General features: G+C 63.9%; 21 protein-coding genes. 8 read left to right on the plus strand and 13 right to left on the minus strand.

The features are described 5' to 3' along the window. Positions 1-4 precede the first annotated feature (4 nt). Entirely contained in the window at positions 5-2,275 is a 2,271-nt protein-coding gene (gene ptsP, locus ABID19_RS29955; RefSeq protein WP_354494195.1) for a phosphoenolpyruvate--protein phosphotransferase, read from the minus strand. Positions 2,276-2,457: 182 nt separating this feature from the next. Continuing rightward, positions 2,458-3,711 carry an aspartate kinase gene (locus ABID19_RS29960; RefSeq protein ID WP_352937366.1) on the minus strand — a complete coding sequence of 418 codons (1,254 nt, stop codon included), beginning with the start codon at positions 3,709-3,711 and terminating at the stop codon, positions 2,458-2,460. A 359-nt stretch (positions 3,712-4,070) separates the two neighbouring features. On the opposite strand from ABID19_RS29960, the gene ubiG reads away from it, so the two are divergent. Further along, positions 4,071-4,820 (plus strand): bifunctional 2-polyprenyl-6-hydroxyphenol methylase/3-demethylubiquinol 3-O-methyltransferase UbiG, encoded by a 750-nt coding sequence (ubiG, locus tag ABID19_RS29965; RefSeq protein WP_354494196.1) that lies wholly within the window; start codon positions 4,071-4,073, stop codon positions 4,818-4,820. Between the two features lie 42 nt (positions 4,821-4,862). On the opposite strand, the gene ABID19_RS29970 is transcribed toward ubiG, so the two are convergent. Beyond that, the gene (locus ABID19_RS29970; RefSeq protein WP_354494197.1) at positions 4,863-5,777 is read right to left on the minus strand and encodes a DMT family transporter; all 915 of its coding nucleotides are present in this window, start codon (positions 5,775-5,777) and stop codon (positions 4,863-4,865) included. A gap of 99 nt (positions 5,778-5,876) precedes the next feature. On the opposite strand from ABID19_RS29970, the gene ABID19_RS29975 reads away from it, so the two are divergent. Next, entirely contained in the window at positions 5,877-6,362 is a 486-nt protein-coding gene (locus tag ABID19_RS29975) for a MarR family winged helix-turn-helix transcriptional regulator (RefSeq protein ID WP_354494198.1), read from the plus strand. Between the two features lie 4 nt (positions 6,363-6,366). On the opposite strand, the gene ABID19_RS29980 is transcribed toward ABID19_RS29975, so the two are convergent. Genes ABID19_RS29980 through ABID19_RS29995 form a run of 4 tightly spaced genes read right to left on the minus strand, consistent with a single transcriptional unit; the run spans position 6,367 to position 8,763 of the window. Continuing rightward, the gene (locus ABID19_RS29980) at positions 6,367-6,792 is read right to left on the minus strand and encodes a DUF1178 family protein (protein ID WP_352937371.1); all 426 of its coding nucleotides are present in this window, start codon (positions 6,790-6,792) and stop codon (positions 6,367-6,369) included. Further along, complete coding sequence (locus ABID19_RS29985) at positions 6,789-7,670, minus strand: carbon-nitrogen hydrolase family protein (protein WP_354494200.1); 882 nt, start codon at positions 7,668-7,670, stop codon at positions 6,789-6,791. Before ABID19_RS29985 ends, ABID19_RS29980 begins: the two co-directional genes overlap by 4 nt. Positions 7,671-7,680: 10 nt before the next feature. Further along, positions 7,681-7,950, minus strand: coding sequence for a glutaredoxin 3 (grxC, locus tag ABID19_RS29990; protein ID WP_354494201.1), 270 nt, complete (start codon positions 7,948-7,950; stop codon positions 7,681-7,683). Between the two features lie 27 nt (positions 7,951-7,977). Beyond that, positions 7,978-8,763, minus strand: coding sequence for a ComF family protein (locus ABID19_RS29995; RefSeq protein WP_352937375.1), 786 nt, complete (start codon positions 8,761-8,763; stop codon positions 7,978-7,980). 53 nt (positions 8,764-8,816) lie between these two features. Between ABID19_RS29995 and ABID19_RS30000 the strand changes: the two genes are divergently transcribed. Continuing rightward, positions 8,817-9,689, plus strand: coding sequence for a methyltransferase domain-containing protein (locus tag ABID19_RS30000; RefSeq protein WP_354494203.1), 873 nt, complete (start codon positions 8,817-8,819; stop codon positions 9,687-9,689). Between the two features lie 35 nt (positions 9,690-9,724). Here ABID19_RS30000 and ABID19_RS30005 read toward each other — a convergent pair whose 3' ends face one another. The 5 genes from ABID19_RS30005 to argJ form a co-directional block, all read right to left on the minus strand. Beyond that, the gene (locus ABID19_RS30005; protein WP_354494204.1) at positions 9,725-9,892 is read right to left on the minus strand and encodes a Flp family type IVb pilin; all 168 of its coding nucleotides are present in this window, start codon (positions 9,890-9,892) and stop codon (positions 9,725-9,727) included. A 98-nt stretch (positions 9,893-9,990) separates the two neighbouring features. Further along, a complete protein-coding gene (locus tag ABID19_RS30010) occupies positions 9,991-10,326 on the minus strand; it encodes a hypothetical protein (protein WP_354494205.1) in 336 nt (111 codons plus the stop codon). A 117-nt stretch (positions 10,327-10,443) separates the two neighbouring features. Continuing rightward, positions 10,444-10,866 (minus strand): (deoxy)nucleoside triphosphate pyrophosphohydrolase, encoded by a 423-nt coding sequence (locus ABID19_RS30015; protein WP_354494206.1) that lies wholly within the window; start codon positions 10,864-10,866, stop codon positions 10,444-10,446. Beyond that, a complete protein-coding gene (locus tag ABID19_RS30020) occupies positions 10,863-11,642 on the minus strand; it encodes a GNAT family N-acetyltransferase (RefSeq protein WP_354494207.1) in 780 nt (259 codons plus the stop codon). Before ABID19_RS30020 ends, ABID19_RS30015 begins: the two co-directional genes overlap by 4 nt. Beyond that, the gene (gene argJ, locus ABID19_RS30025) at positions 11,642-12,883 is read right to left on the minus strand and encodes a bifunctional glutamate N-acetyltransferase/amino-acid acetyltransferase ArgJ (protein ID WP_354494208.1); all 1,242 of its coding nucleotides are present in this window, start codon (positions 12,881-12,883) and stop codon (positions 11,642-11,644) included. Before argJ ends, ABID19_RS30020 begins: the two co-directional genes overlap by 1 nt. A gap of 213 nt (positions 12,884-13,096) precedes the next feature. Between argJ and ABID19_RS30030 the strand changes: the two genes are divergently transcribed. Further along, entirely contained in the window at positions 13,097-13,732 is a 636-nt protein-coding gene (locus ABID19_RS30030; RefSeq protein ID WP_354494209.1) for a TetR/AcrR family transcriptional regulator, read from the plus strand. Between the two features lie 239 nt (positions 13,733-13,971). On the opposite strand, the gene ABID19_RS30035 is transcribed toward ABID19_RS30030, so the two are convergent. Beyond that, positions 13,972-14,892 (minus strand): peptidylprolyl isomerase, encoded by a 921-nt coding sequence (locus tag ABID19_RS30035; protein WP_354494210.1) that lies wholly within the window; start codon positions 14,890-14,892, stop codon positions 13,972-13,974. A gap of 252 nt (positions 14,893-15,144) precedes the next feature. Between ABID19_RS30035 and secA the strand changes: the two genes are divergently transcribed. The 4 genes from secA (at position 15,145) to ABID19_RS30055 (ending at position 21,327) form a co-directional block, all read left to right on the plus strand. Beyond that, complete coding sequence (gene secA / locus ABID19_RS30040; RefSeq protein ID WP_354494211.1) at positions 15,145-17,871, plus strand: preprotein translocase subunit SecA; 2,727 nt, start codon at positions 15,145-15,147, stop codon at positions 17,869-17,871. Positions 17,872-18,126: 255 nt separating this feature from the next. Further along, positions 18,127-18,399, plus strand: coding sequence for a hypothetical protein (locus ABID19_RS30045; RefSeq protein WP_354494212.1), 273 nt, complete (start codon positions 18,127-18,129; stop codon positions 18,397-18,399). A 247-nt stretch (positions 18,400-18,646) separates the two neighbouring features. Beyond that, the gene (locus ABID19_RS30050; RefSeq protein ID WP_354494213.1) at positions 18,647-20,047 is read left to right on the plus strand and encodes a lipopolysaccharide biosynthesis protein; all 1,401 of its coding nucleotides are present in this window, start codon (positions 18,647-18,649) and stop codon (positions 20,045-20,047) included. Then, positions 20,047-21,327: a GNAT family N-acetyltransferase gene (locus ABID19_RS30055; RefSeq protein WP_354494214.1), complete on the plus strand. Its 1,281-nt coding sequence runs from the start codon at positions 20,047-20,049 to the stop codon at positions 21,325-21,327. The genes ABID19_RS30050 and ABID19_RS30055 overlap by 1 nt, the downstream gene beginning before the upstream one ends. The last annotated feature ends 75 nt before the right edge of the window (positions 21,328-21,402 follow it).

Genomic DNA, 21,402 nt, shown 5'->3' on the forward strand with positions numbered 1-21,402 from the left:
ACTACTACAACGGTATAGAACGGTCGTCGGCAAAGGCCTGCAGCAGCGCGCGCATCGGCAACTTCTGGGACGGCGCCATGAGATTGTCGGCGAAAAATGCTTGCAGTTCGGCCAGCGGCAGTTCCGTCAGCATCGCCTTGACCGGACCGATCGAGGCCGGCGACATCGAGATCGAACGGTAGCCAAGACCGATCAGCGCCATCGCCGAGATCGGCTTGCCGGCGAGCTCGCCGCACAAGGTCACCGGCGTGTTGTTGCGCACGCCCGCGTCGGCAATTTGCTTCAAAGCACGCAGGAACGGCGTCGACAGCGTATCGAAGCGGTCGGAGAGCTGCGTATTGCCGCGATCGACCGCCATGACGAACTGGAACAGATCGTTCGAGCCGACCGAGACGAAATCGACCGCCTTCATCAGCTCGTCGAGCTGGAACAGCAGCGAAGGCACTTCCAGCATGGCTCCGAGCTTCAGGCTGGTCGGCAAATGATGGGCAAAACGCGACAGATGCCGCACCTCGCGATCGAGGATTTCGCGTGCCTGTGCGATCTCGCCGAGTTCCGTCACCATCGGCAGCATCAGCTTCAGTTCACGCCCGCCGCAGGCCTTCAGCAGCGCGCGGATCTGGGTGCGCAACAGGCCCGGCCGGTCTAGCGTCAGGCGGATGGCACGCCAGCCGAGCGCCGGATTCTCTTCCTGGACCACGTCCTTGAAGTAAGGCAGCACCTTGTCGCCGCCGATGTCGATGGTGCGGAAGGTCACCGGCTTGCCGCGCGCCGCGTCGAGCACGTCTCGGTAGAGCCGTTCCTGAGCTTCCGCACGCGGAAAGGTCGAGGCGACCATGAATTGCAGCTCGGTGCGGAACAGGCCGATGCCGGCAGCGCCCGCCTCGGTAAGCTGCGGCAGATCTACGGCAAGGCCGGCATTCATCAACAAATCGACATGGACGCCGTCCTTGGTCACCGACGGCTTCTTGCGCAGTTCGCGATAGACTTCCTGCCGCCGCGCCCGGAAGCGGACCTTTTCGGCATAAGCGGCTTCGAGGTCGGGCTGGGGGCGCAGATGGATCGCGCCTTCTTCGCCGTCGACAATGATGGCGTCGCCGTTTTCCGCCATGGAAACGGCACCCTTCATCTGGCCGGCGACCGGTATGCCCATGGCTCTCGCCACGATGACGACGTGGCTGGTCGCGGCCCCATCCTCCAGCACCACGCCACGCAGCTTGTCTCTGGGATAATCGAGCAGCTCGGCGGCGCCCATTGAGCGGGCGACGATGATGGCGTCCTTCGGCAGCGACGTCGCGACATCGTCCGGCCCACGCCCCATCAACTGGCGCAGCAGCCGGTTGGCGAGATCGTCAAAATCGCTCATCCGCTCGCGCAGATACGGATCGGTCATGTGCAGCATGCGGGCACGCATGTCGCTCTGCACTTTTTCCACCGCCGCTTCCGCCGTCAGGCCGTTGCGGATCGCCTCTTCCAGCCGGCGCACCCAGCCGCTGTCGTTGGCGAACATGCGATAGGCTTCGAGCACCTGGCGATGTTCGCCCTCGAAGGCGACTTCGCGGCGTTCCAGCATGTCGTCGATGGAGAGCCTGAGCGAACCGAGGGATGCATCGAGCCGCCTGATCTCCTCGTCGCTGTCCTCGTTGAACAGATTGGTGACGACGATGCGCGGCTCGTGCAGCACGACATGGCCAAGCCCGACGCCCTCGTTGAAGGACAGGCCGGTAAAGCTCACCGGGCGGCGCAGGTCGAGTTCGAGCCCGGGCCGGGTCAGCCGCGCAAGGTCGCCGGTGGCGATCATCTCGGCAATCACCATCGCCGTCGTTTCCAGCGCCTCGACCTCGTCGTCGCGATAATGGCGCATGGTCTTGTTCTGGACGACCAGCACGCCGAGCGTGCGCCCTGCCCTGAGCACCGGCACGCCGAGGAAGGAATTGTAAATCTCTTCCCCCGTCTCCGGCAGGTAGGCGAAGGCGGGATGTTCCTGCGCGTTCGAGAGATTGAGCGGTCGTGCTGAGGCCGCGATCGTGCCGACGAGGCCTTCCCCCAGCCTGAGCTGCGCCAAATGGACGGCATTCGGGTTCAGGCCTTCGGTGGCATAGAGTTCGAGCACCGAATCGGCGCGCAGCACATAGAGCGAGCACACTTCGGCGACCATGTTGGAGGCGATGTCCCGCACGATGCGGTCGAGCCGCTCCTGCGGCTCCAGCGGCTCCTGCATGAGCTCGCGGAGCCGTTTCAGCAAAACGCGCGGGCCACTGGCCGTATCACGCATCGCGGCTTGTTCTCCAATGGACATTTTGCCCGCCGCAGTTTCTCCCGCGGCCGACGCTCACGCAACAACTCAATTAGAGCGCCGTGCATCCGATTGGACGCATAAAGGACGCTCTAAGACTTTCAGTCCGCTGCATCGTGCTTTCCGAGAATCGACTGTCGATTTCGGGCCGATGCAATCTGCTACTGCTTATCCAGACCGTAGATGGAATGCAAAGTGCGAACTGCAAGTTCGGTGTAGGGACCGTCGATCAGGATCGAAATCTTGATTTCGGAGGTCGTAATCGCGCGGATGTTGATCGATTTGTCGGCCAGCGCCTTGAAGGCGGTGGCGGCGACGCCCGCATGGCTCCTCATGCCGATGCCGATCACCGAGACCTTCGACATGCCGGCTTCCGACTGTACGACGTCATAACCGATCGTGGCCTTGATCCGCTCGAGCACGCCAAGCGCCTTGTCGACATCGCCGGACGGCACGGTGAAGGTCATGTCGGTGAATTTGCCGTCCTCCGAAATGTTCTGGACGATCATGTCGACATTGATATTGGCTTCGGCCAGCGGCCCGAAAATGCCGGCGGCGACGCCCGGCCGGTCGCCGACACGGCGCAACGAAATCTGCGCTTCGTCCTTGGCGTAGGCAATTCCGGTGACGACCTGCTGTTCCACGATCTCTTCCTCGTCGCAAATAAGCGTTCCGGGCGGATTGAGCAAATCCCCCATTCCGGGCGCGTCGGGGTCGTCGAAGGACGACCGCACGAACGTACGCACCCTGTGCACCATGGCAAGCTCGACCGAACGCACCTGCAAGACCTTGGCGCCGAGCGAGGCCATCTCAAGCATTTCCTCGAAGGAAATCTTGGCCAGCCGCCGTGCCTTCGGCTCGATGCGGGGGTCGGTGGTGTAGACCCCGTCGACATCGGTATAGATGTCGCATCGGTCGGCCTTGACCGCCGCGGCGATGGCGACGGCGCTGGTGTCGGAACCGCCGCGGCCGAGCGTCGCGATGCGGTTGTCCGGTCCGATGCCCTGGAAGCCGGCGACCACCGCCACCTGGCCCTCGCCGAAGCGCTTGATCAGGAATGCGCCGTCAATGTCGAGAATACGCGCCGCGCCATGGGCATTGTCGGTCTTGATCGGAATCTGCCAGCCCTGCCAGGAACGGGCATGGACGCCCATGTTCTGCAGCGCGATCGCCAGCAGGCCGGCAGTCACCTGCTCGCCGGAGGCGACGACGGCGTCATATTCGCGTGCATCGTGCATGGGCGAGGCTTCGCGCGTCCATTGCACCAGTTCGTTGGTCTTGCCGGCCATTGCCGAGACGACCACCGCCACCTCATGGCCGGCATCGACCTCGCGTTTGACGTGGCGCGCCACATTGCGGATGCGGGCGATGTCGGCGACGGAGGTTCCGCCGAATTTCATCACGATGCGCGCCATGGAAGCGAAATGCCTTTGACTGGATGCCCGGGCCGACGGCCGAAAAGCGGAAAGGGAGCGTCCGGACGGGCCGGTCGCTGAATTCGCGGCCTCCTTAGCCAAATGCTTGGAGTTTCGCAAGGCGTGCCGCCAGTCGTCGGTTGGTCGACGGAAGGCGAAGCAAGCTGCCACATGCCGGCAGATCGCAGCCGGCGCCTCCTGGCATCGTGAGCACTGCCCTGTCGACAGGCGAAATTGCTGCCTTGACATTCGCTGCCTCGCGACCGACTTCCTAGCGCACCAGAGCGTGATCAGCAAAAGTCGTATCCGGTTTTGCACCCGATCGCGCTCTGAACTTTTGAGTCTGCGGGAGACACACCATGCCAGAACCCAGACGGTCGACGATCGATGCCGGAGAAGTGGAGCGCTTTTCCGCCCTTGCCGCCGAATGGTGGAACCCGAACGGCAAATTCCGCCCGCTGCATAAGTTCAATCCGATCCGGCTTGCCTATATACGCGATCAGGTGGCGGCGCGCTTCGGCCGCGACCCGCGTGCGGCGCGGCCGTTCGAGGGCCTGCGCTTCCTCGACATCGGCTGCGGCGGCGGGCTGTTGTGCGAGCCGATGGCGCGGCTTGGCGCCGAGGTGGTCGGCGCCGACGCATCCGCCACCAACATTGAAGTGGCCAAGCTGCATGCGGCGGAGGTCGGCGTGACGGTGGATTACCGTGCCACGACGGCGGAGGATCTGGCCGACGCCGGCGAGAAATTCGACGTCATCCTCAACATGGAAGTGGTCGAGCATGTCGCCGACATCGACCTGTTCGTGGCTAAGTGCGGCGAGATGGTCAAGCCCGGCGGAATCATGTTCGTCGCCACCATCAATCGCACGCTGAAGGCGCTGGGTCTGGCCATCATCGGCGCCGAATATGTGCTGCGCTGGTTGCCGCGCGGCACCCACCAGTTCGGCAAGCTGGTGCGGCCCGACGAGCTGGAGAAGGCGCTCGCCGGCGCTGGCCTGACCATCATCGACCGCACCGGCGTCACCTACAATCCGCTCGCCGACCGCTGGCAGCGATCGAAGGACATGGACGTCAACTATATGGTGCTGGCGGAGAAGGCATCCGCCTGAACTTGTCACCAAATCACTGAACCTTCTCCCGCCGCCACCTTCTCACGCCGTCTGGTTTTGCGTTTTTGTGGTGACCTGGCTTTGCGCTTTGGTGGTGATGAACACGCCGGCGGTGATGATGGCCGCACCCGCCCAGGTCAGCAATTGATAGTGTTCGCCGAGAAAGATCGTGCCGGCAAACAACCCGACCGCAGCCGCGACATAGCCGATCTGGCTGAGATAGACCGGGCCGCCGACCGCCTGCAGCCGGAAGAAGAAGGCGAACATCGCCGCGGCTGACGCAACCTGCCCGACGACCACCAGCGGCACATTGCTGAGTGGAGCAAGTGAACCGCCGCCCTGCTGGGTGAGGATGCCGCAGAGGAGCAGCGCAGCCGCTGCCAGATGGCTGCCGACGGCAAGCTCGATCGGTCCGGTCCCTTCGGGCCAGTCGACCGTGCGGTAGATGTTGCCGATGGCAAGGCTGACCGGGATGAGCAGCCCCACTGCCACCCAGAAAAATTCGGCCGGCTGGCCGGCCTCGCCGCGCGTCATCGCCACCATCACCGCACCGACAAAGCCGACTGCAATACCGACGACACCAAGCAGATTGGGGCGGCGAACGCCGAGCAGGATCGAAAACACCAGCGTGACCACCGGCGACAGCGTGAACATGATGCCGGTGTAGCCGGCGCCGAGATGCGGAATGGCCGAGAACATCAAGAGATTGGGGAAGGCATAGGACACCGCCGCGGTGACGAAGAAATAGCGCAGTCTGTGCGGGGTAAGCCGGATGCGCTGTCCGCGCAGCAGCAAGGCGCAGAAGAGCACGCCGCCGGCACCGAGCGAGATGACCAGGGCCCAGCCCATGGCGGAAACGCCGGCTGCCGTCGCGATCTTGCCGAACGGCAGCGTCAAGCCGAGCAGCCCGCCGGTGACGACCAAAAGGCCGAGCGCTGAATCCCAGAGAAATTTCATTTCGTAGCCCCGACGCTATCTGCGGCCTTGGCCGGCATTACATCTTGAGATAAGATAGCGCAAAGATACTTAACGTCAAGATATTTAATGGTGAGATAGATGGATCGTGCAGCGAACGCCATCGAGCAGTGGAAAAACGAACGGCCGGATCTGGACGTTTCGCCGATGGCCGTGCTTGGACGATTGAACGAGGCCTCGTCGCTGATAGCACGAGAACGCCTCGCTCCGCTGTTTGCCCGTTTCGGACTGCAATCCGGGGAATTCGATGTGCTGGCGACGCTGCGCCGTTCCGGATCACCTTACGCACTGACGCCAACCGTCCTCTACGAAGCAACGATGGTGACGTCGGGCGCCATGACCAACCGGCTCGACCGGCTGGAGAAGTTAGGATTGATCATGCGCGGGCCGCATCCCAACGATCGGCGCGGGATTGTCGTGCAGCTCACCGCGAAAGGTCTCGCCTTGATCGATGAAGCAGTCGCCGCTCACGTCGCCAACGAACACGAGATACTTTCCGGTCTGACGCGTCAGGAGCAGGAGACGCTTGCTCGCCTGCTTGAGAAGTTGATAGCGAGTGTGAGGTAGCCTGTCAGTTCCGCTCGTCGGGAAAGCTCGGAATCGGCATGAATTCGACGCCGTCCTCAGCCAGACTCTTTGCCTCCTCCAGCGTCGCCTCGCCATAGATGCCGCGCGGATCGCTCTCGCCGAAATGGATCTTGCGCGCTTCCTCGGCAAATTTGTCGCCGACATAATCGGCGTTCTCGCGCACCTTCTCGGCCAGCGCCTTCAATTGCGCCAGCGCCTGCTTCTGGGCCTCGCCCATGGCGAGCGCGATCTTTTCCTGTTTGCGGCCGGTGGAGACGGCCGGAGCCATCAACGCCTTCTCGACCTTGTGCGAGCCGCAAGTCGGGCAATCGACGAAGCCACGTTTCTTCTGGGTGTCGAAATCGTCATTACTGCGAAACCAACCCTCGAATTCGTGCTCGTGGTCGCAGATCAGGGCAAAGCGGATCAAGATGCTGCACCCCTGAGCGGCAGCGCCTCGGCCGATCCGCCGTTGACGGCAAAATCCCGCGCATTTTTCAGGTTAGGGATCTTCTTGCGCGCGGCGACCGACTGCGCCGGGTCGATCTCGGCGACGATCACGGCCGGCTCGTCATGCGCAGCTTCTGCCAGGATCCGGCCCCAGGGATCGACGATCAGCGAATGACCATAGGTTTCGCGGCCGTCCTCGTGCAGTCCGCCTTGCGCCGCAGCGACGACAAAGGCGCCGTTCTCGATGGCGCGTGCCCTGAGCAGCACGTGCCAGTGCGCTTCGCCGGTCTGGCGGGTGAAGGCGGCGGGCACCGAAAGCATGTCCGCGCCCGCCAGCGCCTCGGCGCGGAAGAGCTGCGGAAAGCGCAGATCGTAGCAGACGGCGAAACCCAGCCTTGCGCCATCGATCCCGGCGCCGCTGATCTCGGTGACGACGGCCTCGGTGCCTGGTTCGTAGGCGGCCGATTCGCGCCAGCTCTCGCCATTGTCGAGATCGACGTCGAACATGTGGATCTTGTCGTAGGTGGCTAGTGTCGCGCCATTCGGCCCGAACAGAAGCGCGCGATTGGCGAGCTTGCCGTCGGCGCGCAGGATGGCGGTCGAGCCGATATGCAGGAAAATGCCAAGTTCTTTCGCCAGCTTCCGCGAGGTCGCGACGATGATGTCCTTGTCCTCGGACGTGAACGAGGCGGCCCGCGCCTGTTTGTCGCGGACCAGCGCACCGGTCATTTCCGGTGACTGGATATAGGTCGCGCCCTGGCTAGCCGCCTCGCGCACCAGCCGCTCCAGATCGACCGCGTTGCGCTCGGGGCTGATGCCGGAACGCATCTGGATTGCCGCCGCCTTGAAAGCACCCATCGTCATATCCTCAATTCGTCGAACCATCGGCGAGCAGACGGTCCAGCCGGCCCTCCGCCTCCAATTCGTGGAGATCGTCGGAGCCGCCGACATGTGTGTCGCCGATGAAAATCTGCGGAAAGGTCGAGCGGCCGTTCGCGCGGGAAATCATTTCCCGGCGCAGTTCCGGCGAGAAGGAGGCGTCGTGCTCGGTGTAGGCGACGCCCTTGCGTTCGAGCAGCCGCTTGGCCGCCGCGCAATAGCCGCACATCACCCGTGTATAGATCGTCACGTCGACCATCGGTCAGCAATCCTGCCTATCTTCAATCTATATAGTCGCGGACTCGTCGGCCCGAAAGTCCCCCGGCAGCACACGCGCAAAGGTCAGCACGTCGACCGCCCCGGCGCCGCCCTTCTTCAGCGCCTTGGCGACCGCGCGAACAGTGGCGCCGGTGGTATAGACATCGTCGATCAAGAGCACCCGGCGGCCGGCGATCTCGATCTCGGCCTCCTCGGGCACGCGGAAGGCGGCGCGCACATTCTCCTCGCGTTCCCGCCGCTCCAGCCCGACCTGTTGGCGCGTGAGTTTGACGCGCCTGACCGCGGAAGGCGCAAAAGGCAGGCCGCCAAGCTGCGATACCGCCCTTGCCAGTTCCGCAGACTGGTTGAACTGGCGCCTGAAAAAGCGCCGCCAGTGCAGCGGCACCGGCACGACCACATCGGCTTCCGCGGTCAGTTCGGCGCCGGCGCGCAGCATCCAGCGCGCCATCCACGGCGCCAGATCGGTGCGATCCTGGTATTTCAACCCTTGCACCATCTGGCGGGCGACACCGGAGTAAGCGACCGCGGCCCGTGCGCGCTCGAAGGGCGGCGGGTCTGCGATCGCCTCGGCCGACAGAAAACCCTCGCCCATGTGATGGATGAATGGCGTGCCCATGACCGGGCACCATGGCCGTTCCAGGAGCCTGAGCTTCGGCCAGCAGGCGCCGCACAGCACGCCGGGCTGCGAGACATGCCGGCGGCAGCCGGCGCAAACCGGCGGAAACAGCACACGCGCCGGCCAGTCCAATGCCTTTCGAGCGATACTCTTGATATCTGGCATTGGATCGGCCACGTGGTTCGTTGTCCGCCACCCTATATCAGAGAGCGGAAACCAGGAACCGTCAGTTGCAGCCCATAGTCGATACGTCTCTCTGGCTGGCGCACAAGCGCCGGGCGCTCTCCAATCCGGCTGCCGGCGCGGATTTCCTGATGCGACGGGCGGCCGAAGAGCTTGCCGATCGGCTGGGCGCCGTCGAGCGCAAATTCGACCGAGCGGCCGTGCTGTTTTGCCAGATGCCGGCAGCGGTCGACGTGCTCGCGACAAGCGGCAAGGTGGCGCAGATCGCGCGCGTCGAGGCGGACGCTGCGTTCCTGGACGACGCTGAGGGATTGGTGGCGCCGCTGGAGACAGTGCCGTTCGAGCCGGAAAGCCTCGATCTCGCCGTATCTCTTTTGTCGCTTCAGGCAATGAACGACATACCCGGCATGCTGGTGCAGATCCGCCGCGCGCTGAAACCGGACGGTCTTTTCCTCGGCGCTTTTGCCGGCGTCGGCACGCTTTCCGAACTGCGCGAAAGCCTGCTCGCCGCCGAGACCGAGCTTTATGGCGGCGCCAGCCCGCGCGTCATCCCGTTCACCGACGTGCGCGACGCCGGCGCGCTTTTGCAACGCGCCGGCCTGGCCTTGCCCGTCGCCGATGTCGAGACGGTGACGGTGCGCTATGATTCGCTGTTCGGGCTAATGGCGGACCTGCGGGCGATGGGCGAGACCAGCGCCCTCATCGACCGCAGCAGGCGACCGGGGACACGAAGGCTGTTTGCCCGCGCCGCCGAAATCTACGCCGAGCGGTTTTCCGATACCGATGGCCGCGTCAGGGCGAGTTTTCCGATCGTCTGGATGTCAGGCTGGGCACCTGACGCCTCGCAGCAAAAGCCGCTGAAGCCAGGCTCGGCAAAAATATCGCTGAAGACAATCCTGGAAGATCCCGAAGGGCGTTGATCGGATTCTATCGATGGGAAGCCCAGTCATGATCACTACGGGAGAGCGTTCGCAAGCCTGTCGCCGAACAGCGATTTGAGGGCATCGAACGCCTGGCCGCCGCCGGCAAGGATGGCGACCGACAGCACGGCCGCGATGAGGCCGTATTCTATGACCGTCGCGCCGGCCTGGTCTTCCAAAAATCGTTGCAGCAATGTTCTCATGGCCGTCGATCCCGCCTGCCGGAACCCTAGCGCCGACCTGTTAAGAAAGGTTAATGGCACAGGCTTAACAGGCGATGAAACGACCGTTTTAAACGATATCAGCAGTCGCCGCTGCGCTTGCCACTGTCGCGTATCACGCAGACCGAACTGGGCAGCGGCTGCAGCACGCTCCTGCGCAGCGTGTAAGTGTCACGATGGCCGATCGAGTTCCTGCTTTCAATCGACCCCGTGCTCATCCTGTCGAGGCCGCCGACAAAATCGGCGCGGTCGGACCGCAGTCGCATCCGGCTGTCGAGGAAGGGCGTAGCGATCAAAGCCAGCGCCACCGCGGCAGAGCCGAACAGCAGCGTGATCCGCAATATGCCCATGCCGGCATTGACAGCCCTGTAATTGCGCTCGGGTCGGATCGAATCCCAGTCCCTGTCGACGCTCATGCTACCGCTCTCCGGCGAAGGCCGAACACGACCTTCCCTTGATTTCCGCGCTTCAGTTTTTTCACGGCGAGATAAATCTTCCATTAACGCTGTCCAAATCGGGCAGTGACGGCGCTATCACAGAAGATCGATGAGGAACTGGATCAGCGGCGCGTCGGCCGGCGGCATCGGAAAATCGCGCATCTGGCGCGGCCGCACCCATTTCAGCACCTGCCCCTCCTTCGGGTGCGCGATGCCGCGAAAGCGGCGGCAGACGAACAGCGGCATCAGCAGGTGAAAATCATCATAGGAGTGGCTGGCGAAAGTGAATGGCGCCAGGCAGGGGATATCGGTCTCGATGCCGATCTCCTCGTACAACTCCCGGATGAGGCATTCTTCCGGTGTCTCGCCGGGCTCGACCTTGCCGCCCGGAAACTCCCACAAGCCGGCGAGTTGCTTGCCTTCGGGCCGCTGCGCCAAAAGCACGCGGCCATCGGCATCGATCAGCGCGCAGGCTGCGACCAGCAGCAGGCGCTTGCCGGCAGGATTAGCGCCGGTCATGCGCCGGGCGGCCGGCGATAGTGGTAGCGATAGACCTCGTCGAACCCGAGCGAACGATACAGCGCCAGCGCCGGCGCATTGTCGGCCTCGACCTGCAGCCAGGCTTCCCGGGCACCGCGCAGCCGCGCCCATTTCAGCGCCGACAGGATGAGGTGGCGGCCATGGCCCTTGTTGCGCACCGATTTGTCGGTGGCGATCTCGAACAGCCCGGCAAGATCGCCGTCATGGACGCAGATCAGCGTCGCCAGCGGCTCGGTGCCTTCTTCGAGCGCGAACAGCCCGGCTTCCGGCTGGATGGCGCCGATGATTTCCGACAGGCCCGGCCGCAGCGACACATCCGAGCCGCTCACCTTGAGCGACGCGCCGATGAAGCGGCTGATGTCCTTCAGCGGAATCTGGTCCATCGCGGCATCGAGCTGGGCGTCCGCCAGCGGCAGCCGCATCACCAGCGATTCGTCGAATATGCTCCAGCCTTCGCTGTCGAGATGCTTGGAAAGGACCGGCCCCGACAGCGGCGATATGCGGAAGGTCAGCGGCCGACCATAGGCGTCGAAACGGCGGCTGGCGCGGCCGATGCGCTCGGCTATGTGCTGGATGTCGCCCGGATCGAGCGGGTTGACCGAATTCAGCCGCTTGGCCGGATGACCCGCCGTCAGCCGCACCACCCAGGTGCCGTCATAATGGACGGCCGCCGCCGGCCAGGCGCGAAAGCCGGCCGCCTCGTAGCGGCGCACGATGGCAAGCACGCTTGCCGGATGTCTGGAAACCAACGCCATCAGCTCCGATAATCGCCGTTGATGGCGACATACTCCTTGGTGAGGTCGCAAGTCCACACCGTCGCCTTGCCGCGGCCGATGCCGATATCGGCACGGATGCGGATCTCGTCGCGCTTCATGTAGGCCGACGTCGCCTCTTCGGAATAGGCGGCATCGCGCTCGCCCTCATGCGCAAGCCTGTTGTCGCCGAACCAGATCGACAGAAGATCGCGGTCGGCCGGTTCGCCGGCCTTGCCGACGGCCATGACGACGCGGCCCCAATTGGCGTCCTCGCCGGCGACCGCCGTCTTGACCAGCGGCGAGTTGGCGATCGACAGCGCGATGCGCTTGGCCGAGCGGGCCGATTTCGCGCCGGTAACGGTGACCTCGACCTGCTTGCGGGCGCCCTCGCCATCGCGCACCACTTGCAGCGCCAGCGATTTCAGCACCTTGCCGAGCCCGCGGCGGAACGCGCCGAGGCGCGCATCTCCGGCATCCGTGATCTCGGGCGCGCCGCGCCTGGCGGCGGTGCCGGTGGCGAAGATCAGCAACGTGTCGCTGGTCGAGGTGTCGCTGTCCACAGTGACGGCGTTGAAAGTCTTGGCCGTGCCGCGCGATAAAAGATCCTGCAGCACCGGTGCTGCGATCGGCGCGTCGGTGGCGATGAAGGAGAGCATCGTCGCCATGTCCGGCGCGATCATGCCGGCGCCCTTGGCAATGCCGTTGATGGTGACATCGGCGCCGCCGAGCTTCACCGTTGCGGTCGCCAGTTTTGGATAGGTATCCGTGGTCATGATCGCCTTGGCGGCTTCAGTCCACAGATCCGGCCTGCCGTCCTTGACCAGTCCGGCAAGCAGATGGCTGAACTTGCCGGCATCCAGCGGCTCGCCGATGACGCCGGTAGAGGCCAGAAACACCTCATCCGGCGCACAGCCGGCAGCCTTGGCTGCAGCCTCGCCGGTCATTGCCGTGGAGCTACGGCCCTTCTTGCCGGTAAAGGCGTTGGCGTTGCCGGAATTGACGACCAACACGCGCGCCATGCCCTGCCCAAGGTTCTGCCGGCAGAAATCGACCGGCGCCGACGGGCATTTCGACTTGGTGAACACGCCGGCGACCGTGGTGCCGGCATCGAAGACCATGGCGAGCAGATCGGTGCGATTCTTGTACTTTATCCCGGCCTCGGCGGTAGCGATGCGGACGCCCTCGATAGCAGGCATTTTGGGGTATTTCTTCGGCGCGAGCGGCGAAATCGTGGCGGACATGAAGACCTCGGGCGAGGAAAACGCAAGGGAACGCCGGTTTGCCCGATAGCGGCCGTCGGCGCAAGGGCGTTTTCCCGGCCGTTGCGGCCGGTGCCGGGAGCTTCGCCCGATCATCGGAGCGATGCATTCCCTTATCCAAAACGGGCCGTTTCGTTTCGCTGGGAAAAGTATGTATGGTTTGCGGACGAAAAATCATCGGCAAAGGGAAACAGGATGGGTGTTGATCGGGTCCGCAAATCGATTGGCCCGCGGCGCAGCCCCGACAGCGCCGACGCCATCCTCGACGCCGCCGAGGCGGTGCTGTCCGAGGCCGGTTATTCCGGCTTCTCGATCGAAGCGGTGGCGCGGCGGGCGCGTGCGGGAAAGCCAACGATCTACCGCTGGTGGCCGAGCAAGGCCGCTTTGCTCTTCGACGTCTATCAGCGGGGCAAGCGCGTCGACAATCCCGACAGCGGGAACCTCGAGGATGATCTCGTCGGCTTCCTGAAAAGCTTGTTCTCGCACTGGCGCGAAACACCATCAGGCAGCGTCTTCAGATCGTTGATCGCCGAGGCGCAGTCGGACGCAACCGTGGCCGCCGCCCTCGCCGAATACACGAAAGGACGCCATGTCCATACCGGCCGGATGATCGAACGCGCCAAGGCAAGAGGCGAAGTCGCGGCCGATGTCGATCCGGCGCTCGTCGCCGACCTGCTCGCCTCCTTTGCCTGGAAGCATCTTTTGACCAATCGCCTCGACGAAGACGAAGCGACCATACGCACAGCTGTCCGCTACGTGACACAAGGCATCGCTCCACAGGAGCACGCGGCGATCCAGCGGCGTTCAAGGCGTCGACGCATTATAGGATAGTTAGGGGATAGGATAGGCAGGAGGAAGAGGAGGATCTCGGGACTGCGCCCTACGAAAGCCCCTCTCCGGCCGCTTCGCGGCCATCTCTCCCCACTTTCGTGGGGCCAGGAACCCAAGTCTTGAGAGGTCGGAAACCCGCTCTGCTCTGCCGGCGTTCGGAAAGCCAAGCAACTGGCTTTCCGTCCGCTGCGCGGGAACCCCCCGCAAGGGGGAGATCGGCAGCTTCGCCGATGGCGGGCCTACTTGGTGTTTTCCAGCGCGTCGACCGTCTGCTTCAGCTTCTCGTCGGGGATCTCGACTTTGGCGTCGGCGCGCAGCGTCTTGACCAGCGCGATATACTTGTCGCGGATAACCGCCTGACGGGCCTGGTCCTTGACGGCGTCGAAAGCCGGCGGCTGCTTGGCGCGCTTGTCCTCGACCTTGATGACGTGCCAGCCGAACTGCGTTTGCACCGGCTGCTCCGTATATTTGCCGACCGCCAGCGCGGAGGCCGCCTTGTCGAACTCCGGCACCATCTGTCCAGGACCGAACCAGCCGAGGTCGCCGCCGCTGGTCTTGCCTGAGGGATCGCTGGTGTGCTCATTGGCGAGCTTCTGGAAATCGGCGCCGCCGTCGAGCTGCTTGATGATCGCGTCGGCTTCTTCCTTCGTCTTCACGAGGATGTGACGGGCATGCACCTCGTTGGCCGGCGGCGTGTTGGCGATTTCCTGGTCGTAGCGGGCGCGAACCTCGGCATCGGTGACCTTGTCGACGACATCCTTTTCGACCATTTCGCCATGCAGCGCGCGCTGCTGCAGGAATGCCATGCGGCGCTGGAAGTCGGGATCCTTGTCGAGGCCGCTGGTGACCGCCTGGGTTGCCATGACCTTGATTTCGATCGCCGCCGAAAGTGCTGCGGCGCGGCGCTGTTCGGGCGGCATCTGCGCGAACTGCTGCGACAGCTCGCCTTCGGCAAGCGCAAGGTCTGCCTCGGTCAGCGTCTGGCCGTTGATCGTGGCGACCACAGCGTTCGGATCGACAGGTGCTGCCGGCTGGGCGGGGGCGGCCGGTTGGGCGGGGGCGGTGGTGTCCTGCGCCATCAGCGGCGACAGCGACAGGGCCGACAGCCCGAATGCCAGGCCGAGGCTGGCGAGCGACGCGCGGCGGAACAATGGGGACATACGATTAACTCCAATGGGGATAGCTAGAGCGGAATGGCTTCAAGACCAGCCGGATTGTGGCGGAATTTGGCACGGTCGACAGGGCGAGCGCGCCGTTGACATCGATTGAGCCCCCTCTTATCTGTCCAACGACTTTGCGTCCAGAACCGTTTTCCGGGCGCTTTTTGCGTTTGTCCGCGTTTCACGTGGATTTGATGGGGCCGCCCGGCACCCGTCGCAACGACTTTGGAATGCTATCGAAAGGACCATTGAATGGTCAGTTTTGGCGGTCTCGCCCGTAAGGTTTTCGGCTCCTCCAACGATCGTCGGGTCAAGTCGACGCGGCCGCGCGTCGAAGCGATCAATGCCATGGAAAACGAGATGCGGGCGCTCTCCGACGCCGAGCTGACGGCCCGCACGGAAAAATTCCGCCAGGATGTCGCCAACGGCGCCAGTCTCGACGACCTGCTGGTGCCGGCCTTCGCCACCGTGCGCGAGGCGGCGCGCCGCGTGCTCGGCATGCGGCCGTTCGATGTTCAGCTGATCGGCGGTATGGTGCTGCACAATGGCGGCATCGCCGAGATGCGTACCGGCGAAGGCAAGACGCTGGTCGCCACGCTCCCCGTCTATCTCAACGCGCTCGCCGGCAAGGGCGTCCATGTCGTCACCGTCAACGACTATCTGGCCACGCGTGACTCCGAATGGATGGGCCGCGTCTACAAATTCCTCGGCCTTAGCGTCGGCGTTATCGTCCACGGCTTGTCCGATGAGGAACGCGCCGCCGCCTATGCCGCCGACGTCACCTACGCCACCAATAACGAGCTCGGCTTCGACTATCTGCGCGACAACATGAAGTTCGAGCGCGCCCAGATGGTGCAGCGCGGCCACAGCTACGCGATCGTCGACGAGGTCGATTCCATCCTGGTCGACGAGGCGCGCACGCCGCTGATCATTTCCGGCCCGCTCGAAGACCGCTCTGAAATGTACAACACCATCGATGCCTTCATGCTGAAGCTCGACCCGGCCGATTACGAGATCGATGAGAAGCAGAAGACCTCGATCTTCACCGAGGAAGGCACCGAGAAGCTGGAAAACCTTCTGCGCGACGCCGGCCTGCTCAAGGGCGAGTCCCTCTACGACGTCGAGAACGTCGCCATCGTCCACCACGTCAACAACGCGCTGAAGGCGCACCAGCTGTTCCAGAGGGACAAGGATTACATCGTGCGCAACGGCGAAATCGTCATCATCGACGAATTCACCGGCCGCATGATGCCGGGCCGCCGCTATTCGGAAGGCCTGCACCAGGCGCTCGAAGCCAAGGAGCATGTGGCGATCCAGCCGGAGAACCAGACGCTCGCCTCCGTCACCTTCCAGAACTATTTCCGCCTCTACAAGAAGCTCGCCGGCATGACCGGCACGGCGCTGACCGAGGCCGAGGAATTCGGCAATATCTACGGCCTCGAAGTCACCGAGATCCCGACCAACCTGCCGGTCGTCCGCATTGACGAGGACGACGAGGTCTACCGGACGGTCGAGGAGAAGTACAAGGCCATCGTCAAGGAGATTAAGGAAGCCCGCGAGAAAGGTCAGCCGACGCTGGTCGGCACCACCTCCATCGAAAAATCCGAGCAGCTGGCCGAGCGCCTGCGCAAGGAAGGCTTCAAAGATTTCGAGGTGCTGAACGCCCGCCACCACGAGCGCGAAGCCGCGATCGTCGCCCAGGCCGGCAAACCCGGCGCCATCACCATCGCCACCAACATGGCCGGCCGCGGCACCGACATCCAGCTCGGCGGCAATGCCGACATGCGCATCGCCGAGGAGCTTGGCGATATGCCTGACGGTCCCGAGCGCGAAGCCAAGGAAAAGGAAATCCGCGAGGACGTGCAGCGGCTGAAGGAAAAGGCGCTGGCCGCCGGCGGCCTCTACGTGCTCGCCACCGAGCGCCACGAGTCGCGCCGTATCGACAACCAGCTCAGGGGCCGCTCAGGCCGCCAGGGCGATCCAGGGCGCTCGAAATTCTTCCTGTCGCTGCAGGACGATTTGATGCGCATCTTCGGCTCCGAGCGCATGGACGGCATGCTGCAGAAGCTCGGCCTCAAGGAAGACGAGGCGATCATCCACCCCTGGATCAACAAGGCGCTGGAAAAGGCGCAGAAGAAGGTCGAGGCGCGCAACTTCGACATCCGCAAGAACCTGCTGAAATATGACGACGTGGCCAACGATCAGCGCAAGGTGGTGTTCGAGCAGCGCCTCGAACTGATGGACGGCGAAGGCCTGTCCGAAACCATTGCCGAGATGCGCGAAGGCGTCATCGACGAGATCGTCGCCAAGGCTATTCCCGAAAACGCCTATGCCGAGCAGTGGAACGTCGCCGGCCTCAAGGCCGAAGTCGCCGAATTCCTCAACCTCGACCTGCCCGTCGATGACTGGGTCAAGGAAGAGGGCATCGCCGAGGACGACATCCGCGAGCGCATCGCCCAGGCCGCCGAAACGGCGGCCAAGGAGCGCGCCGAGCGTTTCGGCCCCGACGTGATGACCTATGTCGAGCGTTCCGTGGTGCTGCAGACGCTCGATCACCTGTGGCGCGAGCACATCGTCAACCTCGACCATCTGCGTTCGGTCGTCGGCTTCCGCGGCTATGCCCAGCGCGACCCGCTGCAGGAATACAAGGGCGAGGCGTTCGAGCTGTTCCAGGCAATGCTGGGCAATCTGCGCCAGGCCGTCACCGCGCAGCTGATGCGCGTCGAGCTGGTCCGTCAGGCCGCCGAAGCCCCGCCGCCCGAAGCGCCCGACATGTTCGGCAGCCATATCGACGGCACCACCGGCGAGGACGATTTCGGCGAGACCGGGCTTTTGATCCGCCAGGAGACCAACACCATCGTCGCCCCCGAAAACCGCGACCCCAACAACCCCGCCACCTGGGGCAAGGTCGGCCGCAACGAAGCCTGCCCATGTGGTTCGGGGAAAAAGTTCAAGCACTGCCACGGTGCGTTTGCGTAAGCTTCCTTCTCCCCGTTCACGGGGAGAAGGTGCCCGAAGGGCGGATGAGGGGCGGCGAAGGCCTTCGCGATTAGCCAATCTCCCCACCTGAGGGGGAGATCTCAGGCGACCAGAGGGGGGCGCTGTCCCACCGTCTCCGGCGACGGCGGCTGGTGTCACTAGCAAGCTTTGGCAAGTCAGCGATATCGTCGCGCTGATCGAGGCGAAGGGAGCCGAAAGCCGGCGGTACGCCGTCCCTACAAAGCAGGTGAAATAGTGGCTAAATTCTCTGACGGCGACCGAGTGCTTATCACCAATTCCTATGGTTGGGGTTCAGGGGGCACCGGCACGGTTCGAGCCGCACCCGACTACGCTACGAGCCTGACCGGCGACTGGATCGATGGCGTGGCGCGATATGAGCCATTTTTCGATGGAGAGAAGCTCGTATACTGGGTTGAGTTTGATAGGCCACTCGCCGATCGCAGCAAAGACGGTCCTTACGATTGTGGATCGGTGGAAGAGTCGGCGCTCTCGCTTATTTCTAACTGACCCTACTACCCTGCGATGAGACTTCGGTGTCGCCTCTCCTTTTCACCTTGCGGAAAGGTGGACTGGCGCGTAGCGCCAAGACGGTTTGGCTATTGATGGATCGCCGTCGTGCCAGGGTGTGCCTCCCATCCGGTTGAGCTTAGCTCGGCCACCTTGTCCCGAGGCATCCACCCCATCCAACCGTTTCTTAATCTGTCTTCGTTAGACCCAAACCCAGAAAAGAGGCGGAAAACGGAGTGTAATCAGGGTGCGCTTTTCCGCGGCGACGACAGCCGGGCGGTTCTTGCCGCAGCGCCTTGCGCTGCGTGTAAAGCCGCTGCTTGGCCGCATCGACGCCGTGCTGTTCACCCCCGACGAGCGCGGCGAAGCCGGCCGCATGTCGCTTATCGCCTTCTCCATCCGCATCGTCAGCGCCGTCATCGCCTTCGCCAGCCAGGTGCTGATGGCGCGCTGGATGGGTTCGTTCGAATACGGCATCTTCGTCCTCGTCTGGGTGACGATGGTCATCCTCGGCAATCTCGCCTGCCTCGGCTTCCACACTTCGGTCATCCGCTTCATTCCCGAATATCGCGAGCGCAACATGCTGGCCGAACTGCGCGGCATCGTGCTGGCCAGCCGCCTGTTCGTGCTTATTGCCTCGACGGCGATTGCCGGGGTGGGCGCGCTCGGCGTCTGGCTGCTCTCGCCCTTTATCGAAAATTACTATGTCGTGCCGTTCATCCTCGGCCTTATCTGCATGCCGATGATCGCCATGTCCGACCTACTGCAGGGGCTGGCGCGGGCCAACTCATGGGCGCTGTTTGCGCTGGCGCCGACCTATCTGGTGCGGCCGGTGCTGATCCTGGCGCTCATGGCGCTGATGCTTCTGCTGGGCTTTGCGCCCGACGCCAGGACCGCGATCTTCGCCTCGATCGCCGCCGCCTATGCCACCACGCTCGGTCAACTCATCGGCGTCACGGCGCGCATGGACAGGAATATGCCGACCGGGCCGAGAAAGGTGCATTTCGCGCAGTGGTTCCTGGTGTCGCTGCCGATCTTCCTGGTCGAAGGCTTCTTCTTCCTGCTCACCAATGCCGACGTGCTGATGGTTGGCGCCTATATGGACCCTAACGACGTTGCCGTCTATTTCGCCACGGTCAAGACGCTGGCGCTGGTGCATTTCGTCTATTTCGCGGTCAAGGCCGGCGTCGCCCAGCGCTACGCGCAATTCACCCATGGCGAGCCCGAAAAGCTCGCCGCCTTTGCCCGCGAAACGGTGTCGTGGACCTTCTGGCCGTCGCTGTTCATGGCGCTGATGGTGCTGGCGTTGGGACAGCCGATGCTGGCCTTGTTCGGGCCTGAATTCAGCGCCGGCTATCCGCTGTTGTTCCTGCTGGTGTTCGGCGTCGTGGCGCGGGCCGCCGTCGGCCCCTGTGAAAGCCTGCTCACCATGAGCGGTCACCAAAACGTCTGCGCCGCCGTCTACGCCATGACGCTGGCCTTCAATATCGGCCTCAATCTGGTGCTGATCCCGCTTTTCGGCCTGTGGGGCGCGGCGATGGCCACCACTTTCGCCATGATCTTCGAGGCCGTCGCCCTGTCGTTCACGGTGTGGCGCAAGCTCGGCATCGTCATGGCCATTTTCGTAGCCGCCGAAGGAGCCGCATGATGGCTGCCATCCCGTTGCTCGAGGAAACCAGCGGCGGCCCGGCCGGCGCCATGGTGTCCGGCTTAGCAGGGCTCGCCCGCGAAGCCGACCCCGCCCATCTCGAGCTCTTGGCCAACGACCGGCCCGAGCGCAAACTGGCGGTCTACCCGGCCTCCGCCGGCTTCGATCTGGTCGAGGAACTCGACTATCTCTGCACCCGCACGATCGAGCCCAACGTCTTCTTCAACCCGCGTTTCCTGGCGCCTGCCATGCCGCGGCTGGAAGACCGTGAGGTGCGGCTGGCAGTCATCCGCGACGGCAACGAATACCGCAACCGGCTGCGCTTGCTGGTGCCGTTCTCGGTCGAGCGGCCGGCAATGCCGCTCGGCGTGCGGGTGATGCGCACATGGTCGAGCCCGTTCGGCCCGATCGGCACGCCGCTGGTCGACCGTGACGATCCAGTCGGCGTCATCGAGGATTTCTTCTCGATGCTGTCGCGGCCGCATCTCAAATTGCCGAAAGTCTTTGTCCTGCCCGACATCCGGCTCGACGGCCCGGTGGCCAGCCTGCTGGCCACCGTCGCTGAAACGCGTGGCCTGACGCTGGTCACCACTGGGAAGGCCGAACGCCCGATGCTCGAAAGCGAGCTCGACGGCGATAAATATCTGAAGACCTCGCTGCGCTCGCACCACTATCGCGAGTTCCGCCGCCTGAAACGCCGCCTCGCCGACCTCGGCCGGCTGGAGCATCTGGTGGCGCGCGGACCGGAAAACATCCGCCATGCTATCGAACGCTTCCTGACGCTGGAAGCAGCAGGCTGGAAAGGCCGCGAGCGCACCGCCATGGCCGTCGACCGCTACCGCGCCGCCTTTGCCCGCGAGGCCGTGCACCGGCTGGCCGAGCAGGACCTGTGCCGCATCCATTCGCTGACGCTCGACGACCGCACCATCGCCAGCCTGATCGTCTTCGTCGAAGCCGGCGTCGCCTATACCTGGAAGACGGCCTATGACGAGACGCTTGCCGCCTATTCGCCGGGCACGCTCTTGATGATCGAGGTGACCAGGCAGCATCTCGACGATCCAAACATCATAATGAGCGATTCCTGCGCCGTGCCCGACCATCCGGTCATGAGCCGGCTCTGGATGGAACGCAGGCCGATCGGCACGCTGGTCATCGGCCTGACGCCGGACGCCGACCGCCTCGCCCGCCAGGCGGCATCGCAGCTTCACCTCTATCGCGAAACCCGCAACATGGCGCGCCTCCTGCGCAACCGGATGAAGAGCCTGCTGGGGCGACGGTAGCCTGGCGTTCAAAGTCCGGCAGGCCGCGCAACGGATGACGCCAGCGCGGCGTCGGCGAGCAATTCGCGACCTGCC

Origin of the sequence: Mesorhizobium robiniae (assembly GCF_040545535.1) — a bacterium.
GTDB classification, from domain to species: Bacteria; Pseudomonadota; Alphaproteobacteria; order Rhizobiales; family Rhizobiaceae; genus Mesorhizobium; species Mesorhizobium robiniae.